General features: G+C 64.4%; 31 protein-coding genes and 1 pseudogene. 6 read left to right on the top strand and 26 right to left on the bottom strand.

Going from position 1 to position 24,311, the window contains the following annotated elements; genetic code table 11:
- Nucleotides 1-4: 4 nt before the first annotated feature.
- The 24 genes from FFA01_RS15855 to FFA01_RS03090 all read right to left on the bottom strand — a co-directional run bounded on the left by FFA01_RS15855 (nt 5) and on the right by FFA01_RS03090 (nt 18,834).
- Nucleotides 5-145 carry a hypothetical protein gene (locus tag FFA01_RS15855; RefSeq protein WP_167627270.1) on the bottom strand — a complete coding sequence of 47 codons (141 nt, stop codon included), beginning with the start codon at nt 143-145 and terminating at the stop codon, nt 5-7.
- Nucleotides 142-504, bottom strand: a complete 363-nt coding sequence (locus FFA01_RS03190; RefSeq protein ID WP_146852926.1) for a putative phage holin — start codon at nt 502-504, stop codon at nt 142-144. Before FFA01_RS03190 ends, FFA01_RS15855 begins: the two co-directional genes overlap by 4 nt.
- Nucleotides 501-662, bottom strand: coding sequence for a DUF7620 family protein (locus FFA01_RS15850; RefSeq protein ID WP_167627269.1), 162 nt, complete (start codon nt 660-662; stop codon nt 501-503). The genes FFA01_RS03190 and FFA01_RS15850 overlap by 4 nt, the downstream gene beginning before the upstream one ends.
- A gap of 25 nt (nt 663-687) precedes the next feature.
- A complete protein-coding gene (locus tag FFA01_RS03185) occupies nt 688-1,011 on the bottom strand; it encodes a hypothetical protein (protein WP_146852924.1) in 324 nt (107 codons plus the stop codon).
- Between the two features lie 28 nt (nt 1,012-1,039).
- Complete coding sequence (locus FFA01_RS03180; protein WP_146852922.1) at nt 1,040-1,786, bottom strand: M15 family metallopeptidase domain-containing protein; 747 nt, start codon at nt 1,784-1,786, stop codon at nt 1,040-1,042.
- A 60-nt stretch (nt 1,787-1,846) separates the two neighbouring features.
- The gene (locus FFA01_RS03175) at nt 1,847-3,796 is read right to left on the bottom strand and encodes an SGNH/GDSL hydrolase family protein (RefSeq protein WP_167627268.1); all 1,950 of its coding nucleotides are present in this window, start codon (nt 3,794-3,796) and stop codon (nt 1,847-1,849) included.
- Between the two features lie 2 nt (nt 3,797-3,798).
- The gene (locus tag FFA01_RS15845; protein WP_167627267.1) at nt 3,799-4,218 is read right to left on the bottom strand and encodes a hypothetical protein; all 420 of its coding nucleotides are present in this window, start codon (nt 4,216-4,218) and stop codon (nt 3,799-3,801) included.
- A gap of 9 nt (nt 4,219-4,227) precedes the next feature.
- Complete coding sequence (locus FFA01_RS03170) at nt 4,228-5,010, bottom strand: hypothetical protein (RefSeq protein ID WP_146852918.1); 783 nt, start codon at nt 5,008-5,010, stop codon at nt 4,228-4,230.
- Complete coding sequence (locus FFA01_RS03165; RefSeq protein ID WP_146852916.1) at nt 5,010-6,113, bottom strand: hypothetical protein; 1,104 nt, start codon at nt 6,111-6,113, stop codon at nt 5,010-5,012. The genes FFA01_RS03170 and FFA01_RS03165 overlap by 1 nt, the downstream gene beginning before the upstream one ends.
- Entirely contained in the window at nt 6,113-6,889 is a 777-nt protein-coding gene (locus tag FFA01_RS03160) for a hypothetical protein (RefSeq protein ID WP_146852914.1), read from the bottom strand. Before FFA01_RS03160 ends, FFA01_RS03165 begins: the two co-directional genes overlap by 1 nt.
- Nucleotides 6,889-9,636 (bottom strand): tape measure protein, encoded by a 2,748-nt coding sequence (locus FFA01_RS03155; protein WP_146852912.1) that lies wholly within the window; start codon nt 9,634-9,636, stop codon nt 6,889-6,891. The genes FFA01_RS03160 and FFA01_RS03155 overlap by 1 nt, the downstream gene beginning before the upstream one ends.
- Before the next feature lie 3 nt (nt 9,637-9,639).
- Complete coding sequence (locus FFA01_RS03150; protein WP_146852910.1) at nt 9,640-9,852, bottom strand: hypothetical protein; 213 nt, start codon at nt 9,850-9,852, stop codon at nt 9,640-9,642.
- A 131-nt stretch (nt 9,853-9,983) separates the two neighbouring features.
- Nucleotides 9,984-10,322: a hypothetical protein gene (locus FFA01_RS03145; protein WP_146852908.1), complete on the bottom strand. Its 339-nt coding sequence runs from the start codon at nt 10,320-10,322 to the stop codon at nt 9,984-9,986.
- Between the two features lie 80 nt (nt 10,323-10,402).
- The gene (locus tag FFA01_RS03140; RefSeq protein WP_146852906.1) at nt 10,403-10,630 is read right to left on the bottom strand and encodes a hypothetical protein; all 228 of its coding nucleotides are present in this window, start codon (nt 10,628-10,630) and stop codon (nt 10,403-10,405) included.
- 2 nt (nt 10,631-10,632) lie between these two features.
- Nucleotides 10,633-11,190 carry a phage tail tube protein gene (locus tag FFA01_RS03135; RefSeq protein ID WP_146852904.1) on the bottom strand — a complete coding sequence of 186 codons (558 nt, stop codon included), beginning with the start codon at nt 11,188-11,190 and terminating at the stop codon, nt 10,633-10,635.
- A gap of 128 nt (nt 11,191-11,318) precedes the next feature.
- Nucleotides 11,319-11,732: a hypothetical protein gene (locus FFA01_RS03130; RefSeq protein WP_146852902.1), complete on the bottom strand. Its 414-nt coding sequence runs from the start codon at nt 11,730-11,732 to the stop codon at nt 11,319-11,321.
- 269 nt (nt 11,733-12,001) lie between these two features.
- Nucleotides 12,002-12,340, bottom strand: coding sequence for a hypothetical protein (locus FFA01_RS03125; protein WP_146852900.1), 339 nt, complete (start codon nt 12,338-12,340; stop codon nt 12,002-12,004).
- Complete coding sequence (locus FFA01_RS03120; protein ID WP_146852898.1) at nt 12,340-12,915, bottom strand: hypothetical protein; 576 nt, start codon at nt 12,913-12,915, stop codon at nt 12,340-12,342. The genes FFA01_RS03125 and FFA01_RS03120 overlap by 1 nt, the downstream gene beginning before the upstream one ends.
- Nucleotides 12,916-12,930: 15 nt before the next feature.
- Nucleotides 12,931-13,908: a major capsid protein gene (locus tag FFA01_RS03115; RefSeq protein WP_167627266.1), complete on the bottom strand. Its 978-nt coding sequence runs from the start codon at nt 13,906-13,908 to the stop codon at nt 12,931-12,933.
- 58 nt (nt 13,909-13,966) lie between these two features.
- Nucleotides 13,967-14,461, bottom strand: a complete 495-nt coding sequence (locus FFA01_RS03110) for a hypothetical protein (protein ID WP_146852894.1) — start codon at nt 14,459-14,461, stop codon at nt 13,967-13,969.
- Nucleotides 14,462-14,524: 63 nt separating this feature from the next.
- Nucleotides 14,525-15,370 (bottom strand): VG15 protein, encoded by an 846-nt coding sequence (locus FFA01_RS03105; protein WP_146852892.1) that lies wholly within the window; start codon nt 15,368-15,370, stop codon nt 14,525-14,527.
- The gene (locus FFA01_RS03100; RefSeq protein WP_167627265.1) at nt 15,351-16,691 is read right to left on the bottom strand and encodes a phage portal protein; all 1,341 of its coding nucleotides are present in this window, start codon (nt 16,689-16,691) and stop codon (nt 15,351-15,353) included. The genes FFA01_RS03105 and FFA01_RS03100 overlap by 20 nt, the downstream gene beginning before the upstream one ends.
- An 11-nt stretch (nt 16,692-16,702) precedes the next feature.
- Complete coding sequence (locus FFA01_RS03095; RefSeq protein ID WP_146852888.1) at nt 16,703-18,352, bottom strand: terminase large subunit domain-containing protein; 1,650 nt, start codon at nt 18,350-18,352, stop codon at nt 16,703-16,705.
- A complete protein-coding gene (locus FFA01_RS03090; protein WP_343862109.1) occupies nt 18,352-18,834 on the bottom strand; it encodes a phage terminase small subunit in 483 nt (160 codons plus the stop codon). The genes FFA01_RS03095 and FFA01_RS03090 overlap by 1 nt, the downstream gene beginning before the upstream one ends.
- An 86-nt stretch (nt 18,835-18,920) precedes the next feature.
- On the opposite strand from FFA01_RS03090, the gene FFA01_RS03085 reads away from it, so the two are divergent.
- The gene (locus FFA01_RS03085; RefSeq protein ID WP_146852886.1) at nt 18,921-19,454 is read left to right on the top strand and encodes a DNA primase; all 534 of its coding nucleotides are present in this window, start codon (nt 18,921-18,923) and stop codon (nt 19,452-19,454) included.
- An 898-nt stretch (nt 19,455-20,352) separates the two neighbouring features.
- On the opposite strand, the gene FFA01_RS03075 is transcribed toward FFA01_RS03085, so the two are convergent.
- Both FFA01_RS03075 and FFA01_RS03070 read right to left on the bottom strand, forming a co-directional pair.
- Nucleotides 20,353-20,907 carry a hypothetical protein gene (locus FFA01_RS03075; RefSeq protein WP_146852882.1) on the bottom strand — a complete coding sequence of 185 codons (555 nt, stop codon included), beginning with the start codon at nt 20,905-20,907 and terminating at the stop codon, nt 20,353-20,355.
- A 5-nt stretch (nt 20,908-20,912) separates the two neighbouring features.
- A complete protein-coding gene (locus FFA01_RS03070) occupies nt 20,913-21,812 on the bottom strand; it encodes a hypothetical protein (protein WP_146852880.1) in 900 nt (299 codons plus the stop codon).
- Nucleotides 21,813-22,076: 264 nt separating this feature from the next.
- Here FFA01_RS03070 and FFA01_RS03065 point away from each other — a divergent pair, with 264 nt between their 5' ends.
- The 5 genes and pseudogenes from FFA01_RS03065 to FFA01_RS03050 all read left to right on the top strand — a co-directional run bounded on the left by FFA01_RS03065 (nt 22,077) and on the right by FFA01_RS03050 (nt 24,308).
- Nucleotides 22,077-22,406 carry a hypothetical protein gene (locus tag FFA01_RS03065; protein WP_146852878.1) on the top strand — a complete coding sequence of 110 codons (330 nt, stop codon included), beginning with the start codon at nt 22,077-22,079 and terminating at the stop codon, nt 22,404-22,406.
- 417 nt (nt 22,407-22,823) lie between these two features.
- Nucleotides 22,824-23,009, top strand: a pseudogene (locus tag FFA01_RS16465) (HNH endonuclease signature motif containing protein); the annotation flags it as partial.
- A 12-nt stretch (nt 23,010-23,021) separates the two neighbouring features.
- Complete coding sequence (locus FFA01_RS16205) at nt 23,022-23,336, top strand: hypothetical protein (RefSeq protein WP_244289674.1); 315 nt, start codon at nt 23,022-23,024, stop codon at nt 23,334-23,336.
- Nucleotides 23,337-23,478: 142 nt separating this feature from the next.
- Entirely contained in the window at nt 23,479-24,072 is a 594-nt protein-coding gene (locus tag FFA01_RS03055) for a DUF1275 domain-containing protein (RefSeq protein ID WP_146852874.1), read from the top strand.
- 14 nt (nt 24,073-24,086) lie between these two features.
- Nucleotides 24,087-24,308, top strand: a complete 222-nt coding sequence (locus FFA01_RS03050; protein ID WP_146852872.1) for a hypothetical protein — start codon at nt 24,087-24,089, stop codon at nt 24,306-24,308.
- Nucleotides 24,309-24,311 lie beyond the last annotated feature (3 nt).

Genomic DNA, 24,311 nt, shown 5'->3' with positions numbered 1-24,311 from the left:
GGCGTCACGCGACGCCGTCCTTCGAACCAGTCGTTTCGACCGAATTGCCTACCGCGAGCGCTTCGACCTCGGAATCGAGGGCGTGCTGCACGCGCTGCGTTTTGAACCAAATCTCCTGGATGTTGCTGGTGTCAATGTGGGTCACTGGGGCTCCTTGTGCTCGTGGTGGATGAACGAGTTGAGGTCGACGTCCTCGGTGTCCCGAAGGATGGCGACGAGCGCGATGACGAGGCGAACAATCGCTATGAGGAGGCCTGAGTAGACGGCGATTCGGACGAACTCGACGCCGGGATACGGGGCGAAGGCGAGGTGGAGTGTGTTCATGGCGAGAACAGCGGCCAGGGCGAGCACCGCGTACATGAGGGACCGGCCTGGACTGGTCTTGCGCCAGTTGGAGAAGGAGGCGTAGATGATTACGAAGAGGATGGCTGCGACACAGGCCGCACCAGCGATCGCGTTTGGGATGACGTCGAGCCAAGCGATGCCGTTGCTGATTGGTCTCACTTGCGTGCCTCCATGGCGATGACGAGTGCGTCACCGAAGTTGTTCTTGATGCGGCGGCGTTCAAGAGAGTTCACGATCTGGCGCACTTCCTCCGTCTGCGACTCGACCTTCTCGAGGTCTGTGGTCGCGGCGCGCTTCGCTTCTTGCGCCTCGAACACGTCAGTGCGGGGTGGTGCCTTGCGTCTAAACGGCCACATCTGAACCTCCCGTCATGTGCGGGATCGTGTGTTCGTCGGGTACGGGTGGCAGGAAGTCGCGGTAAAACTTGTCCGCAATCCTGACGCCCGCGAGAAGTGCACCGTTCTGCTCGAGCGCCGCTTTCCGGCCTTGCTCTGAGGTGCCGTGTGCTTCTTTCCACTCGTCGCCGCGGGCACGTTCACGTTCCAGTTCGCGCCTATGAGTTGTGATCGGCACGAGCCTGCCCGTGATGATGAGTACCACCACGGCGACAACAATCGAACCGAAGCCGACTTCGGAGTAGTCGCTGAGAAAGGTCAACAGATCCATTTGCCCTCCCCAGGGTTAGGTGGAAAGGTCAGGCTTTGAGCTTGGCAATGCGTTTGCCGACACCGTTGCTGATGGTGTTAGCAAGAACTTCGACCCGAGCCTGCGACTTCTTGATCGTCTCGAGGTTGTTCACGATCGTGTACTTACCGGTCCCGATCGTTGCGGCCTCGAGGCGGGCGACGGCCTGCTTGGCCGTGTCCGCGTGGTCGCGTGCAGCCTTCGCATCTGCGGCAGCCTGCTTGAGGATCTTGCGGTCGTCTTCGGTCATGTCGTCGTCCTCCTGGGACTCTGGGATGGGGGCTGGTGCGGGTGATGTGACCGGTGTGCCTTGCTGGTGCCAGGGTTCGCCGAAGCCGCGACCGGTGTTGTCCCAGCCGTGCTTTTTTGCAACGCGCACCCAGATGAGGTGGTTGGGCGACAGGAACGACGTGTCGATGCCCGACCACAGGTCGAGGGCCTCGCCCAGACGGTGGCGGGCGTAGATGCTGCCCGGCACGGCGGCCGTCGCGACTCCTGTGCGCTTGACCCAGTAGCTGCCCTCGTACAGGACGCTGGTCGGGTAGTCGACGCGGTAGTAGCGCTCAAGGAAGATGCGGCGCTGCTCGGTGTCCGACCGGTATGCCTCGGCGACGTAGACCGGGCGGCCGGCCTCAGCACGGAACTCTGCTGCGGCGGCCTGGAACGGCGCGAGCAGCGACCGGGCGATGTACTGCGGGCCGTTGGTGATGACGTCGGCGGTGTTCGGGATGAGAACGAGATCGGGTGCGTCGCTCATGGTGCTCCTTCGGGAACGACGAAGGGCCCCACCAACCGGTGGGGCCCTTCTGGCGGGGTGCTACTTGGCCAGGGCGGCCAGCGCAGCGGTGAGGGACGTGCGCTCGGCGGACGACAGCCCGCGGGGGTAGATGATGATCTCCTCCACGTCGAGCTGCGCCATGCCCGTGTTACCGAGACGACCGACGTACATCGCGGTCGCACCCTCGGACCCGGCAGCACCGGCCGTGTCCGCGCCGGTGAGGCCGGCCACGGAGTTGTTGCCGTTGAAGACGCCGATGAAGACCTGGGTCGTCGTCGGCACCGCCGCCGGGTTCGTCAGGGACACGCCCGCGTTGATGACGAGCTTTCCGTCGGTGCTGACGAACAGCGACGACCGGGAGCCCGCGGACTGCCCCGCACCGACGATGCCGTTGTTGGCCGCCGTGCTGATCGCCCGCAGGCGTCCGAGCACGACAACCGTGTGCGGCTGCGTCCGCGTCGCGGCAAGGGACAGTCCGTCGGTGGTCCCGTTGAAGCGGACCACCTTCCGGCCGCCGTCGCCGATCGCGAGCGTTGGCGGCGTCCAGGTCGACTCGGGCTTGAGCGCGGTGCGTGCGACGCTCATGAACGCGCGGACGTCGGACCCGACGGTGAGCGGGATCTGGTCGGCCCGCCACCGCTCCGACCATCCCTCCACCGGCAGCGCCGGCAGCGCGGGGATAGTGACGCTCTTCGCCGCCAGAGACATGGGCGACATGATGAGCGCCTGCAGCATGTACCGGCCCTCGTCTTGGTAGATGCGGTCGTTGCCGTGGACGTCGTCCGCCATCCACCCCTCGGCCGAGGTCTTCTCGTACGACCCGTACCGGTTGAACAGGTCGACGAACGGGTACCGCAGCGAATCGAGGGCGGCGACGTACTGCGCCTCCCGGGCCGCTCGAGCAGCGACCGACGGGATCATGGACTTGAGGACGACCGATGCGCCCGCGGACTCGGCTGCCGTGATGAGCTGCCGGATGTTCGCGGTGTACGTCTCGACCGATGCCTGCGCGGACGGGATCGCGTCGTTGATGCCGAGGTCGATGATGACGAGGTCCGGCTGGTAGGCGGACATGTACGAGAACGCGTTCCACCCGTTCGTCACGGTGTTGTCGTGATACGCGACCCAGTCGCTTGTCGTCGACCCGGACACCGACGCGTTGCCGACGATGACCTTCTTCTGAGACGACAGCCGCGGCTCGATACCGACGATCGTGACGTTGCCGGCCGAGCCGGAGTTCGTGATCTGCACGACGTTGTTCCCCGACGCCGACCCCGCGACGACGGTCATCTTGCGGATCTCGCGGACGGACTGCGACCCGGTCTGCACCGTGTTCGTACCGCCGCCGGTCGCGACGGCGGTGAGCTGTCCGTACGTGGCGTTGTTCGACACGGCGTAGTAGATGTCGTACGTGTTCGCGTACACGCGCGGGTCGTTGTAGACCAGCGCACCCGACCCGGGGGCGGCGACGTAGTTCGTCTGCTTGCCGCCGAACCCGACGTAGGTCGCGCCGGCGGCCCACCCCGCGCCGAGCGTCCACCGGGTGTCGTACGGCTGCGCGGAGCTGTTCGACTTCGGGATGCCGAGCCCGTGCGCAGTCGGCACGACGAGGTCGTCCATGAGCTGCGCCAGGAACGAGGGCCACGACGTGCGCTGCGGGAACGAGTCCATGCTGGACCCGCCGACGCCCTGCCCCGTGCTGTCGCTGACGACCAAGATCCGGGCGTCACGGATACCGTCGCGGACAGCGCCGAGGGCGGCACCCCAGGGCCCGTTGTTGATCGTGTAGACGCGGCGCGAGTTCGACAGGATGGTGGGCTTGTCGAGCAGCGGCGCGAGGTCCAGCGCCTGCCCGGTCTTCGAGTCCTTGCCAGCGCGGATGTAGTCGGCGAGGCCCTGGTCCGTGGGAACGGCGGTCAGCCCGGGCAAGCCGCGAGCACCTTGAGGGCCTTCGGGGCCGCGGATGGAACCGAGGTCGACGATGGGCATATCTACACCTGCCTCTGGACTCTGCCAGTGATCGAGTTGACCCACACCAGGCCGACTGGCCAGGGCTTGGGTGCAGTGGGTTGCCAGGCAACATCTGTTGATGGTGTGGACGGGGCCTTGAGGAGATGCCCGATAGGTCCGCCGAGCTCTGGAACGTAGAGGCGCGGCTCGACGTAGTCGTTGTCGGGTGCTCCCGACACCGGGTCCAGCCATGCGATCCGGATCTGGAACCATCTGTCGTCCGCGGGTACGAGGTCGACCTCGAAGTACCCGCTGGTCCCAGGAGTGACTGTGACTGGGCGTGTGGCCATGAGGCGACCCCCGAAGACGCCAGCTCCCGAGGGGATGAAGGCAATCTCGGGGCGTAAGGGCGCAAGGGACGCGTACCCGAAGTCGGAGAGCGTGCCGGTGACGGTTGCCATGGGGGCCTCCTAGGTGACGCGGACGAGCGCGCCCGTGGCGTTGTGGACGAGGACTTGGCTGTAGCCCGATGCGTTGGCGGCTACCTGCTGCATGGCGAGGACCCGGATGCCGCCGGCTCGGATCACGAATCCGTCGCCTGTCGTGACGTTCACATTCGCGATCGTGACGAGGTCGATCAGCCCCGCGGCAGTAAGAGACATCGACTGGTCGGAGTAGAGGCCGCCGTTGCCGCCGTTGTACGACGGCCCGAAGTGCAGAACGCCGGCGCGGATACCGCCCTGGCCCTTGATCTCGACGTCGCCGGTGATGGTCGTATCGCCTCGGATATCCGTCTGCCCGTTCAGCTTCGTGACGCCGGTAAAGGTCACGTCACCTTGAACGATGAGCTCGCCGGTGACGGTGGTCTTGCCCTTGATGTTCAGCGCCCCCTCGATGACCATCGTGCCGACGACCGTGGTCTCGCCCTCAACGCGAAGTGGACCGATGATGGTTGTGTTGCCGCGGATGTCGAGGTTGCCCGAAACCGACATGGGGCCGGTGAAGTCCGCATTGCCCGATAGAACCAAGCTGCCTGTGACGCGGAGCTGACCGGAGACCTCCTCGAGACCTTCTACGTACAGCTGGCCGGAAACCCGGCCGCTGCCCTCGAGTAGGAGCGAGTCCTGACCCGCGATGCGTAGACGTCCTTCCGTGACGGATGTGTTTCCGCCCGGTGAACGGGTCTCGAGCTGTCGAAGTCGACGGAGAATGTCAGGGATCTCCGACGCGTTCGTGTTGTCGATGCGTCCCATCAGACCCCCTGCTTGAGTTGAACTTGGAGGGCGATCTTGTCGGTGAGGTCGCCGGAGTACCCGATTAGTCGGTAGTCGTGCCAGCCGTCTTCGATCCAGATGTGGTTCTTCGTGTACAGCCGGAGGGTCTGCCCCAAAACGAGGTCGTTCACGCCCGGCTTGTCGCCGGCCATGATGCTGAAACTCATCTGCTCCGTGGGCACGCGGAACGTCTGTAGGTCAGCATCGGCATGCTCCTGCAACCAGTCGAGGCGTTTCATCTGCCCATAAGGCTCGATGCGCTCAAGTGCGGGCTGCGCGGTCTCTGCAAGGGCTTTGCGTACGAGCATGTCGCGTTCCTGACCGTCGCCGATCGTGTAGACCATGTTCGCTGTCTTGGACCCGTCATGGACGATCTCGAAGTCGGTCACCCGTGGACGCTCGTCAGCTGTGAGATTCCACTCAAGGGTCTTGCCGTCGGTGAGAGCCCCGACACGGGCTTGCCACTCGAGTGTCTTGCTTGCTGACCATTGCTGCTGGAAGTCGATATCGGGTCCGCCGTAGGCGTTTTGCAGCTCCGTCATCTCGGTCTCGATGACTGGAAAGTTGTAGTCCCACCAGGTCCGAGTGTGGCGGCCTACGACATTGCGGGGTGGGACACGGACGGGGAGACCCCAGTTGCCTCTGATGCCCTGCATGCCTTGCCAGATGAGCCAAGAGACGAGCGATTCCAGCGTGTTGTTCCCGATGGTGAATCGGCCACCGCCCTCACCTTGGTAGCCGTTCTCGCCGAAAGTGAACCGACGTTTGAGGATCTCGCGTACCTCGGAGTGCTGGACGACAACGGTCCCGGCCTGCTCGTTCATGGTGCGCTGGGTGATCAGTCCTGCGTAGCGTGGAACAGCGTCCCATGACTGGACAAGCGTTCGAGCCCACGGCGCTGTCAGCGCTTTCCTCTGCCGCTGGAAGCTAGCCCGGTCACCCGTCACACCGATCTCACGAGTGACGAATGTGTGGGTGCCGCTTCCGATGCCGTTGAGGACTCGTGAGAACGATCCTGCGCTGGGGTAGAGCGAGTCCAAGCGTTCACCGGTGACGGTGTCACAGATGTCGAAAGTCCACATCAGATAAAGGTGTCCCTTACGAGCTCGGTTGCTTGGATGGTGCCGCCGTCAGGCACGATCCGCTGTGCGATCTGCTGTCCGGACGGAATGACCCACGTGTCGGCCTGTGAGGCAATCCCGAAACGAAGCTCCCCGCCGACCGTGATCTGTCCACTTCCTAGGTCGATCACGTGTGGCGCGGCGGGGGTGACGGGCTCCTGCACTTTGTAGACGGTGCTGTTGGGCCCGCCGATGGTGTAGCTCGGCGCATTGCCCGTCACCGTGATGAAAGGAGAGGCGTCGAAGTTCCCTCGGTGGTAGGCCGTCCACCGGCCATCGGCGGCGGATGTGAACTCCTGGGCCCCGCCGTACTTTCGCGGGTTGTGGAACCACATCTGGATCTGGAAGTCGGCAAGCTCAGGGTTCGAAGATCGCGGTGCGAACCGGGTCCTTGCGGCCAGACGGCCTGTAGCGAACTGGTTCCCGCTGTCACGTTGCACCAGCATGCGGCCGGCTCCACCACCGGCCAGCAGACCAGTCAGCCGACTGCCTATCTGCTCTGTGCTCGCTTGGCTCGAGCCGATGCATACACCGGACACTGACGCGACCCGGGCGGAGAGGAAGCCGAACGCGTCGAACGAACCGTGTGCGTTGGCCCGTTCGACTTCCGTTCGGCGTATGTCGACCCCGTCATCCCACCCGGTGAAACCATCCGGCTCGATGAGCAAGTAGTCACTCGCCGGTGCCGTTGACTCTTGCCCGTGGAAGGTCAAGCCTGCGATGTCGATCAGAAGCATCAGGCCCTCCGGAGCTGCCAATTGATGGTGTCGCCAGCGATCTGCCCGACGGTCGCCGCGTCCATGCCGTCCACAGCGTGGACATCGACCTGAACGGTGGTCTGTGTCGTCGGCCCAGAACGTCCGCCGGACAGCTGCTCGAGGTTCCTCGGCGACAGCGGCACCACGGCCTCGTCGTAACGTCCCTCGCCGACGATCGCTGGGATCCCACCGGGTCGGCGGGATACGATCCCGCCCTCGGCGAGCATCGGGATGTTAGGGATGGCGAAGCCGAAGCTGCCGCCGCCGATGCCTGGCACCCAGTCCGGGATGGCGACCGAGATGCCGTTCAGAGAATTGATGGCACTGTTCGCCAGTCCGATCACGCCATTGATGGACGTCCGGATGATCCCCACGACGCCGTCGAAGGCATTGCGGACAGTGTCGGCGATTCCACCGAATGCTGACGCGAAGACCGCCCCGACGGTGCTGACCGTGGAGACGATGCCCGACCAGATGCCGGCGAAGAACGAACTGACGCCGGACCAGATGCTGTTCCAGACTCCACTGATCGCCGTGATGACTGTGGTGATCACTGTCCGGACCGTCGTGATGTAGGCGGTGACGGCGAAGACGATCCCGGCCCAGACGAGCGCGAAGAAGGCACTGATGCCGCCCCAGACTGTGGACCAGACCGTCATGATCGTCGTCACGATCGTGGTGATGATCGTCTGCACCATGGTGATGTAGGTGGTGACTACGAACACGATTGCCGACCACACCGTGGACACGATCAGGCTGAGCCCAGTCCAGAAGGCGTTCCACAACCCGACCACGAATGCGACCACTGTGGAGATGACGGTCACGACCATGTTGATGTAGGTAGTCACCGCGAAGACGATGGCCGTCCACACGACCGTCACGATCGACACAAGGCCGGCCCAGAAGGTCTGCCACGCGTTGACGATTAAGTCGATGCCGATCGAGAACGCGTTCTGGATCCACGTCCACGCGGTTCCGAGGAACGACATGAACGAGGCCCATGCGTCCTGCCCAACCTCGGTCTGGGTGAAGAACCAGATAAGGCCGGCCACGAGTCCCGCGATCAGCGTGATGATGATGCCGATAGGGTTCGCGCGAAGGACGGCGTTGAATGCCTTCGTGACGACGATGCCGACCTTCTGCGCCGCCGTGACAGCTTTCTGAGCGACCGCCTGAGCGGTCAGTCCGATCGTGGATGCCGTGATGGACCCAGTCGCGGCAATCCTCGTAGCAGTCGACGCCCGTTCGAGACCCATCTGTCGGATCGTGGCAGCGCTGCTGCGATTCAGGGCTTGCGTGCGCGCGATGTCGGCCGCGATGGAAGCGATCTTGATGGGAAGGCCGATGACGGCCGCGGCTGTCGCCGCTACCTGCGCTGACCGGTACACGACGAACCCGGCGGCGAGCGCGAGGATCAGAGGTGTGAGCAGCTGCGTGTTGTCGCCGAGGTAGCCGAGGATCTCCGAGAACGACTCGAGGATCGGCACCAGCAGCGGGAGCCCGCTCGCGACGACTTCACCAGCCGCGCCGGCGATCTGCGAGAAGCCTTTACCGACCTGCGCGAAGAACGGCAGGAGCGGCTTGACTGCGCCGCCGATGCTGGTCAGTGACGTCGACATTCCGGAGAAGTCTCCGGACTGGGCTGACGAGAAAAGGTCGGTGATGGCGTCTCGGACGGTGAGGATGAAGTCGACGAATCCGGAGTCCTCGGTGATGCTGAATGCCGACCCGAGCTGGCCGGTGAAGTCGCCCTTGACGATCAAGTCGTAGAGGCCTTGGACGCCGCCGACGACTTTTCCGAAGTCGATGCGGTCGATCCAGCCTGCGAGGGCTGCCATGCCGTCGACGATCTTGGTGTTGAAGGTGTCGGCGTAGGGCTGCAGTGCAGTCGCGGCCCGGTCGACGGCGTTCATGATGGACGTGAACAGGGCCGGAGCGCCTGCGACGCCGCCCTTGAGGAACATGGCTCCGAGACGGCCGAGAGCGGCTCCGACGTTTGCCCAAGCGCCGCGGACGGTCTGGCCTGAGGCGAGGGCTGCGCCGCCGATGTTGTCCTCGATGACCTTGCGGAACGTGGCCGAGTCGACCTCGCCCTTCTGGACCATCTCGGAGAGCTTCTCGGCGCTGACGCCGTACTCATCCTGTAGCCATTGGAAGATCGGGATGCCACGGTCGGCGAGCTGGTTCAGGCTGTCGGTGTAGACCTTGCCGCTCGTCGTGGTCTTGTTGATGATGGAGCCCATCTCGTCAAGCGAGACGCCCGCGATGGTGGCGGCGTCGGCTGTCAGAGACAGGTACTTCGTCAGGTCGGTGCCGGGCTTGATACCGGCGGCGACCGCGGAAGCTGCGACGGTGGCTGCGTCACCGAGACCGAACGCGGTGCCCTTCACGGACGCTAGAGCGCTGTCCATGATCTTCGCGATGCCATCGACGTTGTGACCGAGGCCCTTGAGCTTGCCCTGGGCATCATCGATGTCGAGGAGCCGGTCGATGCCCTTCTTAGCGGCGACGCCGGCGATGGTCGCACCGATGGCCGTGACGGCACCGCCGATTACAGCGGTCGTTTTCACGGCCATCGACCCGACGGACTTGAGGAACCCGCCCGACATCTTGGAACCGACTGACGTGCCGAGGCTCGCCGGGTCGATCTCCTTCTCGATCAGCTTCCCGGCACCCTTGGCGACCGGGACGACACTCACGTAGGCGACGGCAGATTCGGTCGACATGCGTCATCCCCTGTTCTTCCGCAACACCTCCCGCGCTTCGGCAGGGGAGAGGGACGTCTTGCCCAAGCGGCTCGTGTTGTTGTCTTTCCAGGGGCGTGGGTACGGCTTCGGTTTCCGCTTGCTGTTCGCGGAATAGAAGGCGTCGATGAAGTCGGCGACGGCCATCCATTCGCGGCTGACGGGGTAGTCCCAGCCGGCGCGGGCCGCGTAAAGCACCGAGGATGGGTTCCGCGTGGCTACACGCAGAAGGCGGTCGACCTGTACGTGGTCGACCGCCTCACCAATGTCCTCAACGCGGATCCCGAGCTTGTGGAGCTCCCAGAGGAGCTCGTCGGGGTAGGACTCCGCTAGTTGCCGGAGTCCTTCGATTCCCCCAGGCCGACGTGCCCCGACCATGCTTCGAAGACGGGCGCGAGGTCTTCCATGTCGAGCACGGCCTTGAAGTCGTCGGGGACGACGAGGTCGTAGAACTTGTCGATGACCGCGATGCCGACCTCGCGCTTGTACGCGTCCTGCGCGTCCTTCGCGGGGTTGCGCGGGGCCTTCGACTGCGCCTGGATGGTCATGATCTCCGACGGGATGCGGCCCGTCAGGGTGTATGTGGGGCCCCCGTACTCGACGACGAGCGGCGGGCGGGACTTCGGCTTGATCTGGACAGGTGCGTTCGCGGGTGCGACGTCGGTCATGGTGTTCTCCTGGCTCGGTAGAAGATGCTCGGTGGGTGTGGCGGCATGCCGGGACCCGAGCGCCCCGGCATGCCGGTGGTTCACTTGGTGGGCGCGGACGCTTTCCGAGTGGTCTTGGGCACGGCCACCGGTTCGCCGGCCGGAGCGCCCTCGTCGGACTGCTCGCCGGCGGGGGTGGGCTCGACGGTCGGCTCGGTAGCCGTGACGTTGTCACCGGTGACGGGGACCCAGAAGTTCTTGTCCTGAGCCGCTCGCTGTTCTGCGGTGACCTCGCGGATCTCGTCCGTCTGCACGTGGCGGGTGTACATGCTCACTCCCCGTCGGTGGTGTCGAGGGCGGAGTACCACTTGACGGCGGAGTAGGTCTCGCCGGCGATGGTGACCGAGTAGCCAGTGACCGTGATCTCGTAGCCAATCGGCTCGCCGTTCGCGTAGACCTGGTCTCCGACTTCGGTGACTTCACCCGACGGGACCCAGATGCGGATGAGGTCGTCCCCGTCGATGACGTCGACGACGTAGGACTTGCGGCCACCGGTCTTGCCGGGATCGATCTTGATCGACCCGTCGGCGGCGACCGCGGTGCCGTAGTACGCCTCGACCGTCTCCTTCTTCGTCTCGATGAGGGTGCCGGTGTATTGGATCGACGACTCGGTCACGTTCTCACGGACGAGGGCCGAGTTCTGCCATGCACGGATCTGGTTCGTGGACCGGTCGCGAGTCTCGGTCAGACCGTCCTCGGACAGGTAGCCGAGGTCGGCCATGGTGACGGGCAGCTGACTGGTCGCGCTGGTGGGTGCGGTCGCCGTCGTGGGGCCGACGTACCACGCCCCCGTGACCGCGACGCGGACGTTCTCTGAGTTCAGGGCCACGAGGCCCCCCTTCCAGTAGTTGAGTGGCGGGCATGTGCCCCTTGCGTTCCCGGCTCGGTGGGAAGAGTCCCGGTGTTCCGGGCATGCGAAAGGCCCCGCCAGACGGCAGGGCCGAAGTGAGTGGTGGGTCAGACGAGGTTGCGGCCGCGATGCCCAACCTCGAGCTGAGCGGTCTGCTTAAACCAGCCATCCGCCGCGTAATCCTCGTTCGGACCTCCGTTGACGGCAGCGCGTGTGAATGGCTTCCCGTCGACCATCCCGCCGTTCCCTCGGCTGGTAGCCAGGGCCAGGACCAGGTTGATCAGGTCGACCGCTTCGAACTCGTCACGGCAGATGACGTCGACAGTGACGTAGCTGGTCCGCAGCGTGTCCGCTGTGCCGCCGCCAGGTGCGACCGTCAGGACGACCGCTCGACTGAGTTCGGATGACTTGCGGTTCGAGACCTCGACGTCGGATGCGAACGGTTCGTCTCTCTCGCTCAACATGAAGGTGACGCGGCGGATGAGGGCAGCGAGCACGTCAATGTAGATGATGCCGTCCACGGGGCTCCTAACGGGGAGTGGCGCTACCCATGACGGCGCGCATCGCAGCGACGAGGGCTGCACGGGTCTGATGCTCGAAGCTGTTCTCCGCCTCGACACGGACGCGAACACGGGATCCACCGCCGGCCGCTGTCGTCCGGATCGCACGCACCGATGCGCCAGGGACCTGCGCTGCGATCTGGGAGGCGTGACGAGTGAGCTCGGCTTCCATGCCAGGTGACGCCATGACCTGCTCACCGAACCCGCGCCGGTTCAGAACCACACGAGACTTAGCCATCGACGTACTCCGTCCGGGAGAGCTGCACGACGGAACCGGGATCCCAGTTCGAGAAGCCCGACGACCAGTCCGCCTCGCCGCCGTTCACCTCGTAGCGGGTGCCGCGAACCGTGAACTGGTCGTCAGCGCCGATGCCCACCTGCTCGTTGAAGTAGAGCGTGATGCGCGTGCTCGAGGTGTCGGCGTCCGTGCCGGTGACCTCGTCGCCTAGGTTCGGTGCGACGAGAACCGAATTGATCGGGTCGTCGATGAGCTCGAAGACAGGCTTGCCGTACCTGTCGAGCTCGGCAGTCGCTACCCGGTGGTGCCACGTGACGGTCTCGCCAGCCATCAGTACCCCTGGATGATCGAGCCGTACGAGCGGACCCGGAACGACCGGGCGACTTTGACGTCATCCGGTGCCAGGCGCGGGGCTGAACCCTGTGCCCAAGCTGCGTAAGTCTCCTGGACGCTGAACGGGCCGCGGGTCTCGCCACGCTGCGTGACACCGGCCTTGGCGCGCGGGTCGGCCTCAAGCAGCTGCGCAACGATGCCGGCAACCGTGAGGCGGGCCAGGTCCGGGACGGGGCCGCCGTGGCTGTAGTGGACACGGATGTAATCGCCCGTGGTGAGGCCAGCGATGTTGAGTCGCTGGCCGAAGAGTTCATGGGGGACGGGCTGAGCCTGCGCCCAGTCACCCGTCACCGAGATGACCTCGGCAACGGGCTTCTGGGGCAAGGTGACGGCACCGTCCGTGACCCTGAGACGGTTCCTGGACTCGCCAGCAGTGAACTGCTGACGGGCCTCGAGGCGGAACAGCTCAGAGGTCTTGTCAAGGTGCTCCTCAACGGAAGCTACCTCGGAGGCGGTGAGGTCACGGCCGAGAGCCGCCGAGACATCGTCGGTCGTTGCTAGTGCTTCGGCCATGACCTCGCTCCTTCCTTACGCGGTGGGCGCGGTGGTGCTGTAGGTGACCTTGATGGCGCGGACGAACTGCAGCGTCGGCTGGTTGTCGCCGTCGAGGACGAGTGAGCCATCCGCGTTGACCTTCGGGTCAGTGACCGGTGCCGCGCCAGTGAAGGCGTGGACGATCGAGCGGTCCCGGAGGTGGTCGCTGTCGTAGTCCCACAGCTGCGTGACGGCGAGACCGTTGCCGGCCGCGACACCACCACCCTTGGCGACACCGTTCGGGACCACCGGGGCGACGACCACCCATGCGATCGCCGACTCGTGGATGAAGTACGACGCGGTCGGGTCGAGCTCGTCGAGCTCCACGATGATGAAGCCGCCGAGGCGACCCACGACTCCGTCGCGCAGCGCCTCCGGCAGCCCGGACGTGTCGACGTCGAGCAGTTTGTCGTTCGAGGCGATGGCCTCGGAGATGTCCGCACCGACGATCCAGTACCGCCCGGTGGTCGGCACGTGCGCCTTCTGGAAGAGCTTGCGGGCGCGGATCGCGACCTTGCGGGGGTCGGACTCGAAGGGGTCGGCACTGTTTGGGTTGAACTTCACCGTGTTGACGAAGCTCGCACTCGTGAGCGCCGAGACCGTGACCGCTGCGATCGCGTTGCCGACCGCGTCGACCTGCGGTGCCTGCACGTCCCGCACGTAGTTGACCTCGTCGAGGGTCTCTTCCTCGGGCGAGAGCGCCACGGCACTGTAGATGTGCCGGTTCAGGGCGATCTGGATCTTGGTGTTGACGAGCTTGTCGATGACGATCGCGTCGTCGCCGCGCCACTCCTTCTCGCGAGCGACGAGGACGGCGGGGCGCTTGACACCGATGGTGTCGCCCTCGGCACCGCGGAAGTCCGCGACGCTGTACCGGGTGGTGAACAGGCCGGGGGCCTTGATGGTCTTGCGGAGCAGAGCCAGCGCGGTCTGCGCGAACTTCGTGCCCTTCGTGAAGATGTTGTCCGCCACGATTCCTCCTTAGTGGTGTGTTGTGGCCGCTTGGGTTCGTGGCGAACGCCAGCGGGGATTACGGCGTGGTTGCCGCCGCGACGATGTCGTCTGCCGACATCTCGCCGTCCTTGATGGCCGCACCGACCTGGCCCTGACCCTCAGCAGAGGGTGCAGCGGGCGGTGCGGGGACCAGCTCGAGCAGTTCGTCGGCGTGTGCTTCGAGCTCTTCGCGAGTGGAGCCACGGAGTGCGGACGCCTTGATCTTGCGATCGGCGAAGCCCTTCTCAGTGGCGATCTCCTCGCGGAGCTTGGCGGCGGCTTCCTTGGTCTCGCGTTCCGCGATGGCCTTCTCGGCTGCCTCAGCACGTGCCGTGATCTTCTCGATCTCGGACTTATTGGCCTCTTCGTGTTCGTCGAACTTCTTGGCCTTGTCGGCGTTCGACTCGGCCCGTGCCTCGTTCTTACGAGACAGGCCCTTCCACTTCTCGACCTCGGCGAGTGCCGCCTTCAGCTGCTCTTCTAGCGTTGCGCTCTCAGCGGCTTGCTGCTGCTGCGTGTCGTCGTCTGGCATCGTTATCTCCCGTTTCGGGTTGATAGTTGACCGTTTCGGTCAATCCCCACGGATGCGGGGAAGCTAATTGAGCGCTGCGATGTCCGGGGCGCTGGTGAACTTGTCGGACCGCCAGGCGAGGGTCGGTCCGAGCTCGCCGTGGTTGTTCACCACGATGAGGTCCGTGAAGTCACTGATCGGTTTGCCGGCCGATGACGTCTTGTCGAGGACGAGGTCTCGTGCGCCACGGTCAGTGCCGCCGAGTTTCCGGTCGATCAGCGCGTGTGTGCGCTCGAGCAGGTCGGGGTCGATGACCTGCCCGGGGTCCTTAGGTCCACGGATCGGTTGGACACCACAGTCGCAGCCAGGATGGATTGGCATGAGTTCCGACTTGTGGTACCGCTGCGTAGAGGCAATCACGCACAGGGCGCAGTTCTCGAGGCCGGTGATGACCCGTCGGTAGCCGTAGAAGCCTGAATCCTCGAGCGACCGTTGAGCCTGCCTGTTCTTCGCCTGCTGCAGCTCGGTTGACACGATGCTGACCATCCGGTCAAGCCCGTACGCCACGGCGGCATCGAACGCCGACCCGTTCGACAGTGCGGTGTACAGCGTCACCGCGCTTCGCCGGTACACGTCACGCGAGTCGACACCCCGGTAGCCGAGGATTGCGTCACGGTCGACCGTCGCGCCCCACGGTGTCCCCGTGAGCGCTGCAGCCTGACCGATATACGCGTTCGTCAGCGTCGCCGTAGCGATCTGGCCCGCCTGCACCTGAGGCATGATCTGTGCGATCAGCCGGTCGATGTCTGCATCTCGGTACGCCGGCGACGCATCCCACCGTGCAGCCGTCAAGGCAAGAGTCCGGTCACGGATCTGCGCCGTGGTCTGCTGGTGTGCTGCCGTCAGCTGCTCAAGCGTTGCCGTTGCCACTACCAGCCCCTATCAGCGTCGCCGCCAACAGCTGGTCGGTCGCAGCATCCGTCTCGTCCTGAGCGATCTCGTCCGGCGACGTGCCCATGATGTTCTGCTTGATCCACCGAGCCGACATGCCTGCATCCTTGGCCTGCTTTGCCGCCTGCGTCTTCTCCGTGAAGGAGACGTGCTCGGGCGGCATCCACAGCACCTCGACGGTCTCACCGTCGTCGATGCCCAGAATCCGGAGCGCCTCGAGTAGCGCGGCCGACATGGGGGCAGTCACCCGGGCGATACGGTTCTTCGCCTTCTGGATCTCGCCTTCCTTCGCGTTCGCGGCACCCTCAACCGACTGGTTCTCACCAGACGGGATGAACACCGAGATCGGCGTGCGAATCGCACCTGCGAAGTCGCGCGCATCGGCCTTCTCGCCCTCGAGCAGCGGGCGGATGTCGGTCTGTTCCGACTCCCACACGTCGATGCCCTCAGGCAGGTCCCACAGCGCACCCGGAGCGGGCTCGAAGACCTTCGCCCAGTTGATGTCGTTGCCGTCTTCGTCCTGCTCGGGCAGGCCACCCTTCATGGCGCGCTGCTTGAACGCCTGCATCGCGGTCACGACGAGACGCTGCAGCTTGCCGAGGTTGATGCGGTCGATGACGTCGATGTGTGGCTCGAACTCAGCCACACCGTCTTTGTTCTCGAGGACGTACACCGGGACACCGCCCGCGTACGTCTCGACCGTACCCAGGGGCTCCCAGTCGCCGGCAACGAGGCCGATGAGGGTGCCACTGATGGTCTTCGAGTCACGCACGAACAACTGTCGTTGGCCCGGCAGCCACACGAGTGCGTAGTCCTTGCCAGCATCCTGGTCACGCCACGCCTTGAGCGCCGCCCGAGCACGCCACGGCTGCGTCGGATCCGGTGCGGTGATGACCTGCTCAGGCATCTCCGACGTGATCACCGGGTCACCGTTGAGAACACCTGTCACCAGGTACCCGACACTCGTGGTCAGCATGTTCGAGATCGCATCGCCGAACACCACGTCGAGGCGGTTGTCCCGCCACACACGCCGTGCAGCGAGAACGCCCGGGCTCGTCATCGACGTACCCACACGGACACCGTTAGGGACCATGCGGCCACCCAGCGACTCACACGCCAGACCGCCGTAGTTGGTGCGTGCCTTCTTCTGGAACGCCTTCCACGTGGCCTTCGTGTTCGCACCCATCTCGGGCAGCGGTGCGTGACCGTTTGAGTACGACCGGTTCTTCGCGATGCGTGCCTGGCGGGCGTCGAGACGTGCCGCCAGTATCGGGAGCCATTCGGCAGGTGTGGTAGCCACAAGACCCCTTCTCAGTAGATGCGCCGCGCGCCCGTCTTCTTCTTTGTGAGCTTCGCGCCGAGGGCGTCGATGCCGGCCGCGTAGGCGAACATCGCGCCCCAGGTCGCGTCGATCTTCGAGCCGTCCTGGTCCTCGTCTGGCTTCTTCAGCACGTAGCCGGACCGGCGCGGGTCGCGACGCGCGTTGAGGAAGTGGGAGGTGAGCTCAGGCGAGCCGTCGTAGGAGATGTCTCCGGCGCTGATGGCCGACTCGAGCTGGTCGAAGGTGCCCGTCGTGCGGGCTAGGTCCTTCTGCCGCCACCGGATCGGTTCGTCGCGGGACATCCGGACCTTGAGTCGCTTCCCGTACTCGGCCTCCCACGTCTTCACGTGGCCCGCCCAGCCCGCGGACGGGTCCGCGTAGAACCCGACAACGTTGTAGTCCTTGAACGCCTGCCGGACGACCGCCTCGACATCGAGGACAGGCGGTCGCCAGCCCTCGCCCTTGGGCCCGTCGGGCTGTTCCCAAATGCCGATCTTGAAGAGGTGCTTCTGGGTGACGGAGTAGCCGACCAGGACCGTCGAGTCGGCGGTGCCGCGGCCGGGCTTGCGCCCTTCGGAGCCGTCGAAGCCGAGCGTGACCGGTTCGGTCTTCGTGATGACCTTGTCGAGGTTCTGAATCGCGCGAAGTTCGGGCTGCGAGACGAACGAGTTCGTCGCGTGGGTGATCTGGTTGAGGAAGTTCGCGCGGAGCGACTGGGGATCGTTGGACGTGTCGAGGAACGCCAGCATCTGCCGCTCGATCGGGGCCCAACCGGGCTCGCACGGTGGCTCGTGGATGACGCAGCCGTCGGGGTGATCCGAGCTGTCACCGTACGCGTACCGCAAGCCGTACTCGAGCGACGCGGAGTCCGTCGGATCGATGTCGGCGGGCGCTTCGCGGTGGTCGTAGTGGATCTGCCGCGCCTTGCTGAGGTCGACGTACTTCTTCGACTTGATCAGGTCCCAGTCCCGCGCCGATGCCTCAGCGACCGAGTTCTCACCCGGGGTGAACGCGTTCGGCGACTCGATCACGACGCCGGACGCCTTCGTCGAGTTGTCGCGGATGTTCTGGGCGAGGCGGATGCCGCCGTTGCCGCGGACCCACTCCTCGGTCTGGTCCATGATCGCCGCGACCTGGCCCGGGAGGCCCTTGATCGAGCGTCCCGACGACGTGCGGGGCTCGATCTTGCCGCCGGGGATCCCAATGAAAGTGTCCATCGGGTCGACGTCGAACTCGTTGACGAGCGCGTCTGTGCGCGCCATCTCGAGCATCGGGGCCCACGTGTTCTGCACCTGGTCGTCGGAGGTCGCGGTGATCGGGACGTTGATGATGCTCTTGAAGTCGGCCCAGGGGCGCGCGACGGGCTGCCCATCGGAATCCCAGCCGTCGGGGACGACCTCGAACAGTGCTTCGCTGATCCCGATCGACGCGAGGAGCGGGGACTTGCCCCACCCTCGGGGGCGCTGGATCACGGCGCGGGCCTTCACACGACGGTCGGTCGCCGGGTCGATCTCGTACAGACGCACCAGGAACTCGAGTTGTTCGCGCGAGACGACGTATTCCAGGTACTCGGCCATCTGGTCGGCGACGTGGTAGCCGAGCGTGGGGAACGTCTCGCCGTCGAGCGGTCGCCAGGGCATCAGTCTCCCGTCGCTTCCTGCGGCAGAGCAACGCCGCCGAACCGATCGCGCGAGCTCGAGCGGCGGGTGGCGGTCTTCGTCTCGGCTTCCTCGGCCTGCGCGAACGTGATCCGCAGGCGGGCACGGTCCTCGGGGGTTGCGCCGAACTTCGCTTCGCGCAGCCGGAGCTCGGGAGCGAGCTTGACGTTGCCCTCCCAGAACTCGGCGTGTAGGAGTGCTGTGTCCATGAGGAAGGACCAGTCGTTGAACGTGAACGCGGCGGCGAGCGGAGAGTCCCGCCACATCGCCCACCAGCGCACGGTGACCATCGGCCAGTCGACCTCGTCGCGCCAGGTGCCGTCCTCGTCGTCCTTCGCCTTGTATCGGGTCGGCAGCTCGGGCTGCTCGGCGATGATCGCTGGCAGGATCCGCATCGTGACGGGCTCGGCGTTGCGTCGGGCTCGCTTGTTCGCGGCCTTCGGTGCGGGTCCACGACCAGGCATCATGACCTCCGGAAGTGAGCAAGGCACCGACGCCGAAACTTCCCGGATGCCTCTAATCAGGCGGCTTAAACCGTTACAATGGGCAGGTGAGAACGTGTGAGTGGTGCGGTCGGTCGATCGTCGCGAAGAACCGGCAAGCCCGGTTCTGCTCGAGCAAGTGCCGCGTCTACGCGCACCGCAACCCGCTCCCGCAGGCGATGACTTCCGCCGGCCGCTGGGTTCGGCGCGATGCCCGGAAGGTGCCTCTGACGACTACCGGGACCTCGGCGAGTAGCACGGACCCGGCGACGTGGTCGACGCATGCCGAAGCTGCAGCATCGAGCGCCGGCGTCGGCCTCGGATTCGTGCTCGGTGACGGGTTCGCGTGCATTGACCTCGACCACTGTCTCGTCGACGGCGTCCCGACCGAAGCAGCGAAGGTCTTCCTCGAGCAATATCCGCGGCACCACGTCGAGGTCTCACCCTCCGGCGACGGGCTGCACATCTGGGGAACTGCCGAGCCCGGGCCTGGCCGGAAGGTCACCCAGCCGGACGGATTGCACGTCGAGCGGTACAGTCACGCGCGCTACATCACTGTCACCGGCCAGGTCTTCCAGCGCGGGCAGCTCCTGCCGCTGTAACGGTTTACGCCGTCAAGCGCGATCTGCGGGCCGATCTCGCTGCGGCTCGCCAACGCCTGCGCTGACGACCTTCGGCTGCGAGAAGCGGGCGTGCGAGCGGTGAGGGGGTGAAATCCCCAGACCCGTACACAGCCTTAGCCACAGCACCTCTACGCGCCAAGCCAGCCCGGGGGAGGGGGTGGAGCACCCTTGTGCGTGGCTGTGTCGGCGCGTGCGGGCAGATCGTGACGAGCGTGTGACCCGCCGTGTGGCCTGGCTCTTCAATGCCTTAGGCGGCGGCTGAGCGTGTCGTCGTTGACGTGCTCGCAGGCTGCGTGATTGCCGGCCGGTTCAGGTGGCTGGCAGTCGGTGGCGGGTGCGGTTGACGTGGCCTGTGGGTGTGGCACCTATCGAAGGCCGAAGTGTTTCTCTTGTGGCTTGCGTGCTGATGGTCGTGGCATGAACCGTCGTGCTTCGAGTGCTTCGCGTGCGGTCTTCTTGTCGTGGTGCCAGCGACACAGCCATTGCAGGTTCGAGAGGGCGTGGTTGTCGCCGTGCACGATGTGGTCGCAGTCAGTGCCGGCTTCGACGCAGCGTGTGCCGTCGCGCATGGTGGCTTGGCATCGTCCGCCTGCACGGTCGCGGGTGGCCGCTCGTCGCTCTTGCCAGTCGTCGGGTAGGCGTTCCTTGCGGGTGGATCCTGACCATTGCTGCCCCACGGGCTGCCCTCCCGGCATCGGTGTGTTACGGGGGTATCCGGTTAGCCGGGGAGTCCGGGTGTGTGCCCATCCGGGTTGTTAGGGAGTCTCGGTCAACCTGTCGACGGGGGGCCACGACGGTGCGTCCGCGGCGGCGCTGCACTGTGGCGCAACTGGGTGCGCGTTGTCGTGGATCCCTCGTCCGGGGTTCACTTGCCGCCTCAGTCGTTCGCGCTCGCATTCCGGTTCCAAGGCGCGTCCGACGCGGGGCGATCATCGGCCTTGCGTACCGCCTCCACGTCGTCACCACGAATCACGTCGATGAGCTTGCGCATCAGGAGGATTAAACGAACGGAGCTGTGAGCCACGAGACCGATGGCCAATTCGAAGAGCCAAGGCGCGAGCCATGTGCCTCCGCTTAGTGCTGCCACGCCGGCTGCCAGCGCCAGTCCTGCACCGACAAATCCGGAGGCTGATGTCGAAGTCCAGTTTCGCGCAAGGGTTTCGCCCGCCTCAACTCGGAAGCGTTGCCACCGGATGCTCTGCGGTGTGAGTCCGAAAATGATGACGACTCCAGCGAAGCTGCTCACTAAAGCAGCGGCACCGAAGAACGCCAGGTAGAGCGCTGACTGGACCCCGGCATCATACTGAATCATCGGTTCCCATATGTTGGGGACTGGTGTCAGCCATGTGAAGACGGCGTGGGCCAGGACCAGGACGAAGAGCGCGCCGTCCACGAGGATGGGGTGATCGACCACGTTCAGCTGGCTGCGCATCTGTGTTACCCCTTCGGAAGTCGTTCCCTGAACCTAGTGATGGCGTCGGACATTGCGCCGATAACGTCATCCGGAGTGAGAACTTCGTCCTCGGAGTCTCCGACTGCTTCTCGGAAAGTGACTCGGTCCATCACGAAATCAATCGGATCTTTTGATACGCCGGCCCCGTCGTCAGACGGTTGGAGCAGCGTCGCTTTCGCGTGCGTGTAGCTCCCCGACGAGATGACCTCGCGGACTCCCTCGATGAGGCTTTCGGCTCCTGCCTCCTCGGCGCGACTTCGGCCAAAGCTCACGGTGATCTCGACGGAGACTGCGCCTGCACCAGCGCCTGCAGCGCGCGCGACGGCCTGGCCGAGTTCGGACTTTCCCGGCAGGCGGTCTAGCCCCTCTGGATCAACCTTGAGATAAACCTTGGATGCGCCGACTGCGCTCGCCAACCTGTCGAGCTGGTCACGGTTGGTGTACGGCTCGAGAGCGAATGCGGTATCGCCCTCGATGAACTTGCCCACGGTTGAGATCCAGTCAGTGAGTGCTTCCCAGGTGGCCGCGCCTGAGGTACGTACGATCGCGACATACGCTGTGCCCGTCACTGGGACGATGTAAAGAGGTTCGACGATCGCGGCGATCCTGGCTCCCTCGTCGCCCTCGTCAAACTCGATGTCTGGCCAGTCAGCCCCAGGGCGTTGCTTGCCCACCCGGAGGTATCTGACGGCCGGCGAGATGGTTTCGGCCACTTCGCCTGTGAAGTGACGACGGTGGTAGTAGGTCTGCCTGTCTGGTTCGTCCAGCGACGCAACGTGTGCGAGGAAGTTACCCCACCAGTCCTTCCCGAACTGGTGTGCTCTCCCGTCCTTATCGATTTCTACCGCGCTGTAGAAGAAGACCGTGCGTGCCTTGCCTGCCATTGCCCCACCCCATGTTAATGAGGACTCAGCATGACACAGCATCGCTTTCGGAAGAGCGCTCGGTCTCAACTTTGGGGTCCTCGCCGCGCCGTGACCAGAGCAGGTAGCGATGATGACGAGGTTCCCCGGGCTCTCAGCGCAGTAAGAGTGTATGTCGCTCGGTCGCGGGGAAGTGTGTGGTGATGCGGGCGGGCAAGTTGCACCAATATGAGAGGTATGACTAGTGCCAACGCCCCGAAGAAACCGTGGCGAATTATGTTTCGGATGTACGGCTGGCTCGGGGACTCGGTTACCGCAGCCTTCTTTGTTGGCCTAGCGGCGTTCATGTTGTCGGCCGTAGCCCTTGCGTGGCCGAGCAATACGATCATCCCGGGCATCGTTCTCGTCGCGGTGGCGCTGGCCGGAGCAATCTTTCTAGTTGCTGTCCGCGTTGAAGCCTGGCGAGCGCATGAGGAACGGGAGGCTATCCACAAGGCTCTTGCCCTACTTCTCGACCAGGGGCGCGCGAACCGGTCGAGGTTGTTCCCGCAGAGCCTCGAGCTACGGGATGCGGCGCAGGACGTAGCAAACGATCTGGCCCCTGACCGGTACTAGGCGGCAGGTTCGGCGAACCGACGACGTCTCCGTTATGTGAAAACGCTCATTGCCTCGAGCCATCAGACCAAGCTGAGCGCCCGTGTCGTGGGCGTGACGGCTGCGTTCGGGGTTCTTGATGCAGCGCTCTCAATGACGGCTACCCGTGCCGTGCCCCTCATCAGCAAGTGCGTCCTGCTGGGTTTCAGAAGCCCTGCGCAGGGCGCTGGCTATCAGTATCTCGGCCATCGAGGGACGCGCTTGACATCATCTGCCTCTCGAGGGGGTTGCTTCGGTACGCAAGAGCGGCCAGGATCGCCGGGAGAAGTGCACGGCGACGTCCTGGTATCCAACCGCCGTCGTCCGCATATACCCAGCCATCGCCCACTCGATGGAACCTGATTCCAAGGAAACGGAAAGAGTACATGGGAGACTCCAATGGCTGAGAGAAGGCCGTCCATCCCATTGGCGTTGCAGCGAGCGGTCAAGGAGGAGTCCGGCTATCGCTGCGCGATTCCGACATGTAAGGGGACGTCCGCGCTCGAGATAGCCCACATCGTTCCGTGGGTGGAGGTTCGAACTCACGAGTTCGAGAACTTGATAACCCTGTGCTCTGTGTGCCACACCATGTACGACTTGGAAGGCAAGATTCCCCGCAAATCGATCCAGCAGTACAAGGCAAACTTGGCATTGCTTCATGGTCGCTACGGGGAGTTCGAGCGTCGGCTTTTAGAACAGTTCGCTCAGACCAACTCAAGCTCGGTCCAACTCAATACGGGCCGCGAGCTAGACCTTTACTACTTGCTACGCGATGGTCATCTCACGGCAAGAGCCGACAGTGGGGGCATGTTCATCGGTGGGATGCCGGTTGCTCAACTCGTGACCTATTCGTTGACATCGAGCGGCCAGGCTCTCGTCAAACGCATGAAGGCTGGCTCGCCACTGAGCTAGCTGCCCTGTGCCCCTCGACGGCAGGTAATGCAGCCTGCCGGATGGATGGAAGGCAGCACGAGGATGAGCCGGTGGGCGCTTGCAAACCCACAGCCTCCGGACGATGGTGCAGCTCGTCCGCGGCGACCCCTATGCTCAGTGAATGAACGATTGGCTGCCCTGGGTGCTTGCGCTGCTGCCAGTGGCCACGTTCGTCGCTGGTGTTATCGTCGAGCCGCTAAGGGCTGCAATCGCTCGCCACTTCGCCAAAAAAGACGAGGCAGCCAGAAGAGCCCTCGTTGCAGCGGAAGAGGACGCTGAGCGGCGACGACAACAAGAGATTGCGCGTGCCGAACGTCAGCGGTCAAGCGGTTCGCGTATTGCGCAAGAGGTCTTTGACATCCTCGACAACTTCTTGGCTATCGTGAACGGCCACCAGGCCACTTATCCGTTGTCATCAACAAGTCTCAACCGTCTGATTGGTGGCCTGCTCGAACGAATTCCAAGCCCGCAGGTCCGGAAGGATCTTAGAAATGGCCTCGACATCTTCTATGGGAGCCAGGCCACGATCGATCTGCTCTGGTCTGGTGATTCCATACAGTCGCTGCACGTTGATGTGTTGCAAAAAATGCGGACGGTCGTGGCTGGGTATCTGAATGAGGAGCAGTCGGATGAGGTGCTCTCGAACGATCTCAGCACTGGCGCGGACTTCTGCCGTGAGGCACTCACCGAATACGAGAAACAATTCGACCGATAGCAAGGGGAGCCGTCATGGCATTCACAAAGTATGATCTGCTGGCCGCGTTAATCGAGGCACAGGGTAAGGAATCAACCGACGAGGTCGGCTGGCATTACCTGCTGATGGGAGTGGTGCATCGGCTCGGGGAAGGGTATGGCAGCGAGGAAGCGCTGGCTGACGAGTTGTTCAACTTCCTTGCCGAAGCAACGGTTCCGGCGCAGTCAGAGGAGCCGGCATTGTCCGGAAAGCAGTAGCCC

This window comes from Frigoribacterium faeni (assembly GCF_007988805.1).
Lineage (GTDB): Bacteria > Actinomycetota > Actinomycetes > Actinomycetales > Microbacteriaceae > Frigoribacterium > Frigoribacterium faeni.
The sequence above is the reverse complement of the archived record's forward strand: the minus strand, read 5'-3'. Positions and strand labels throughout refer to the sequence as shown.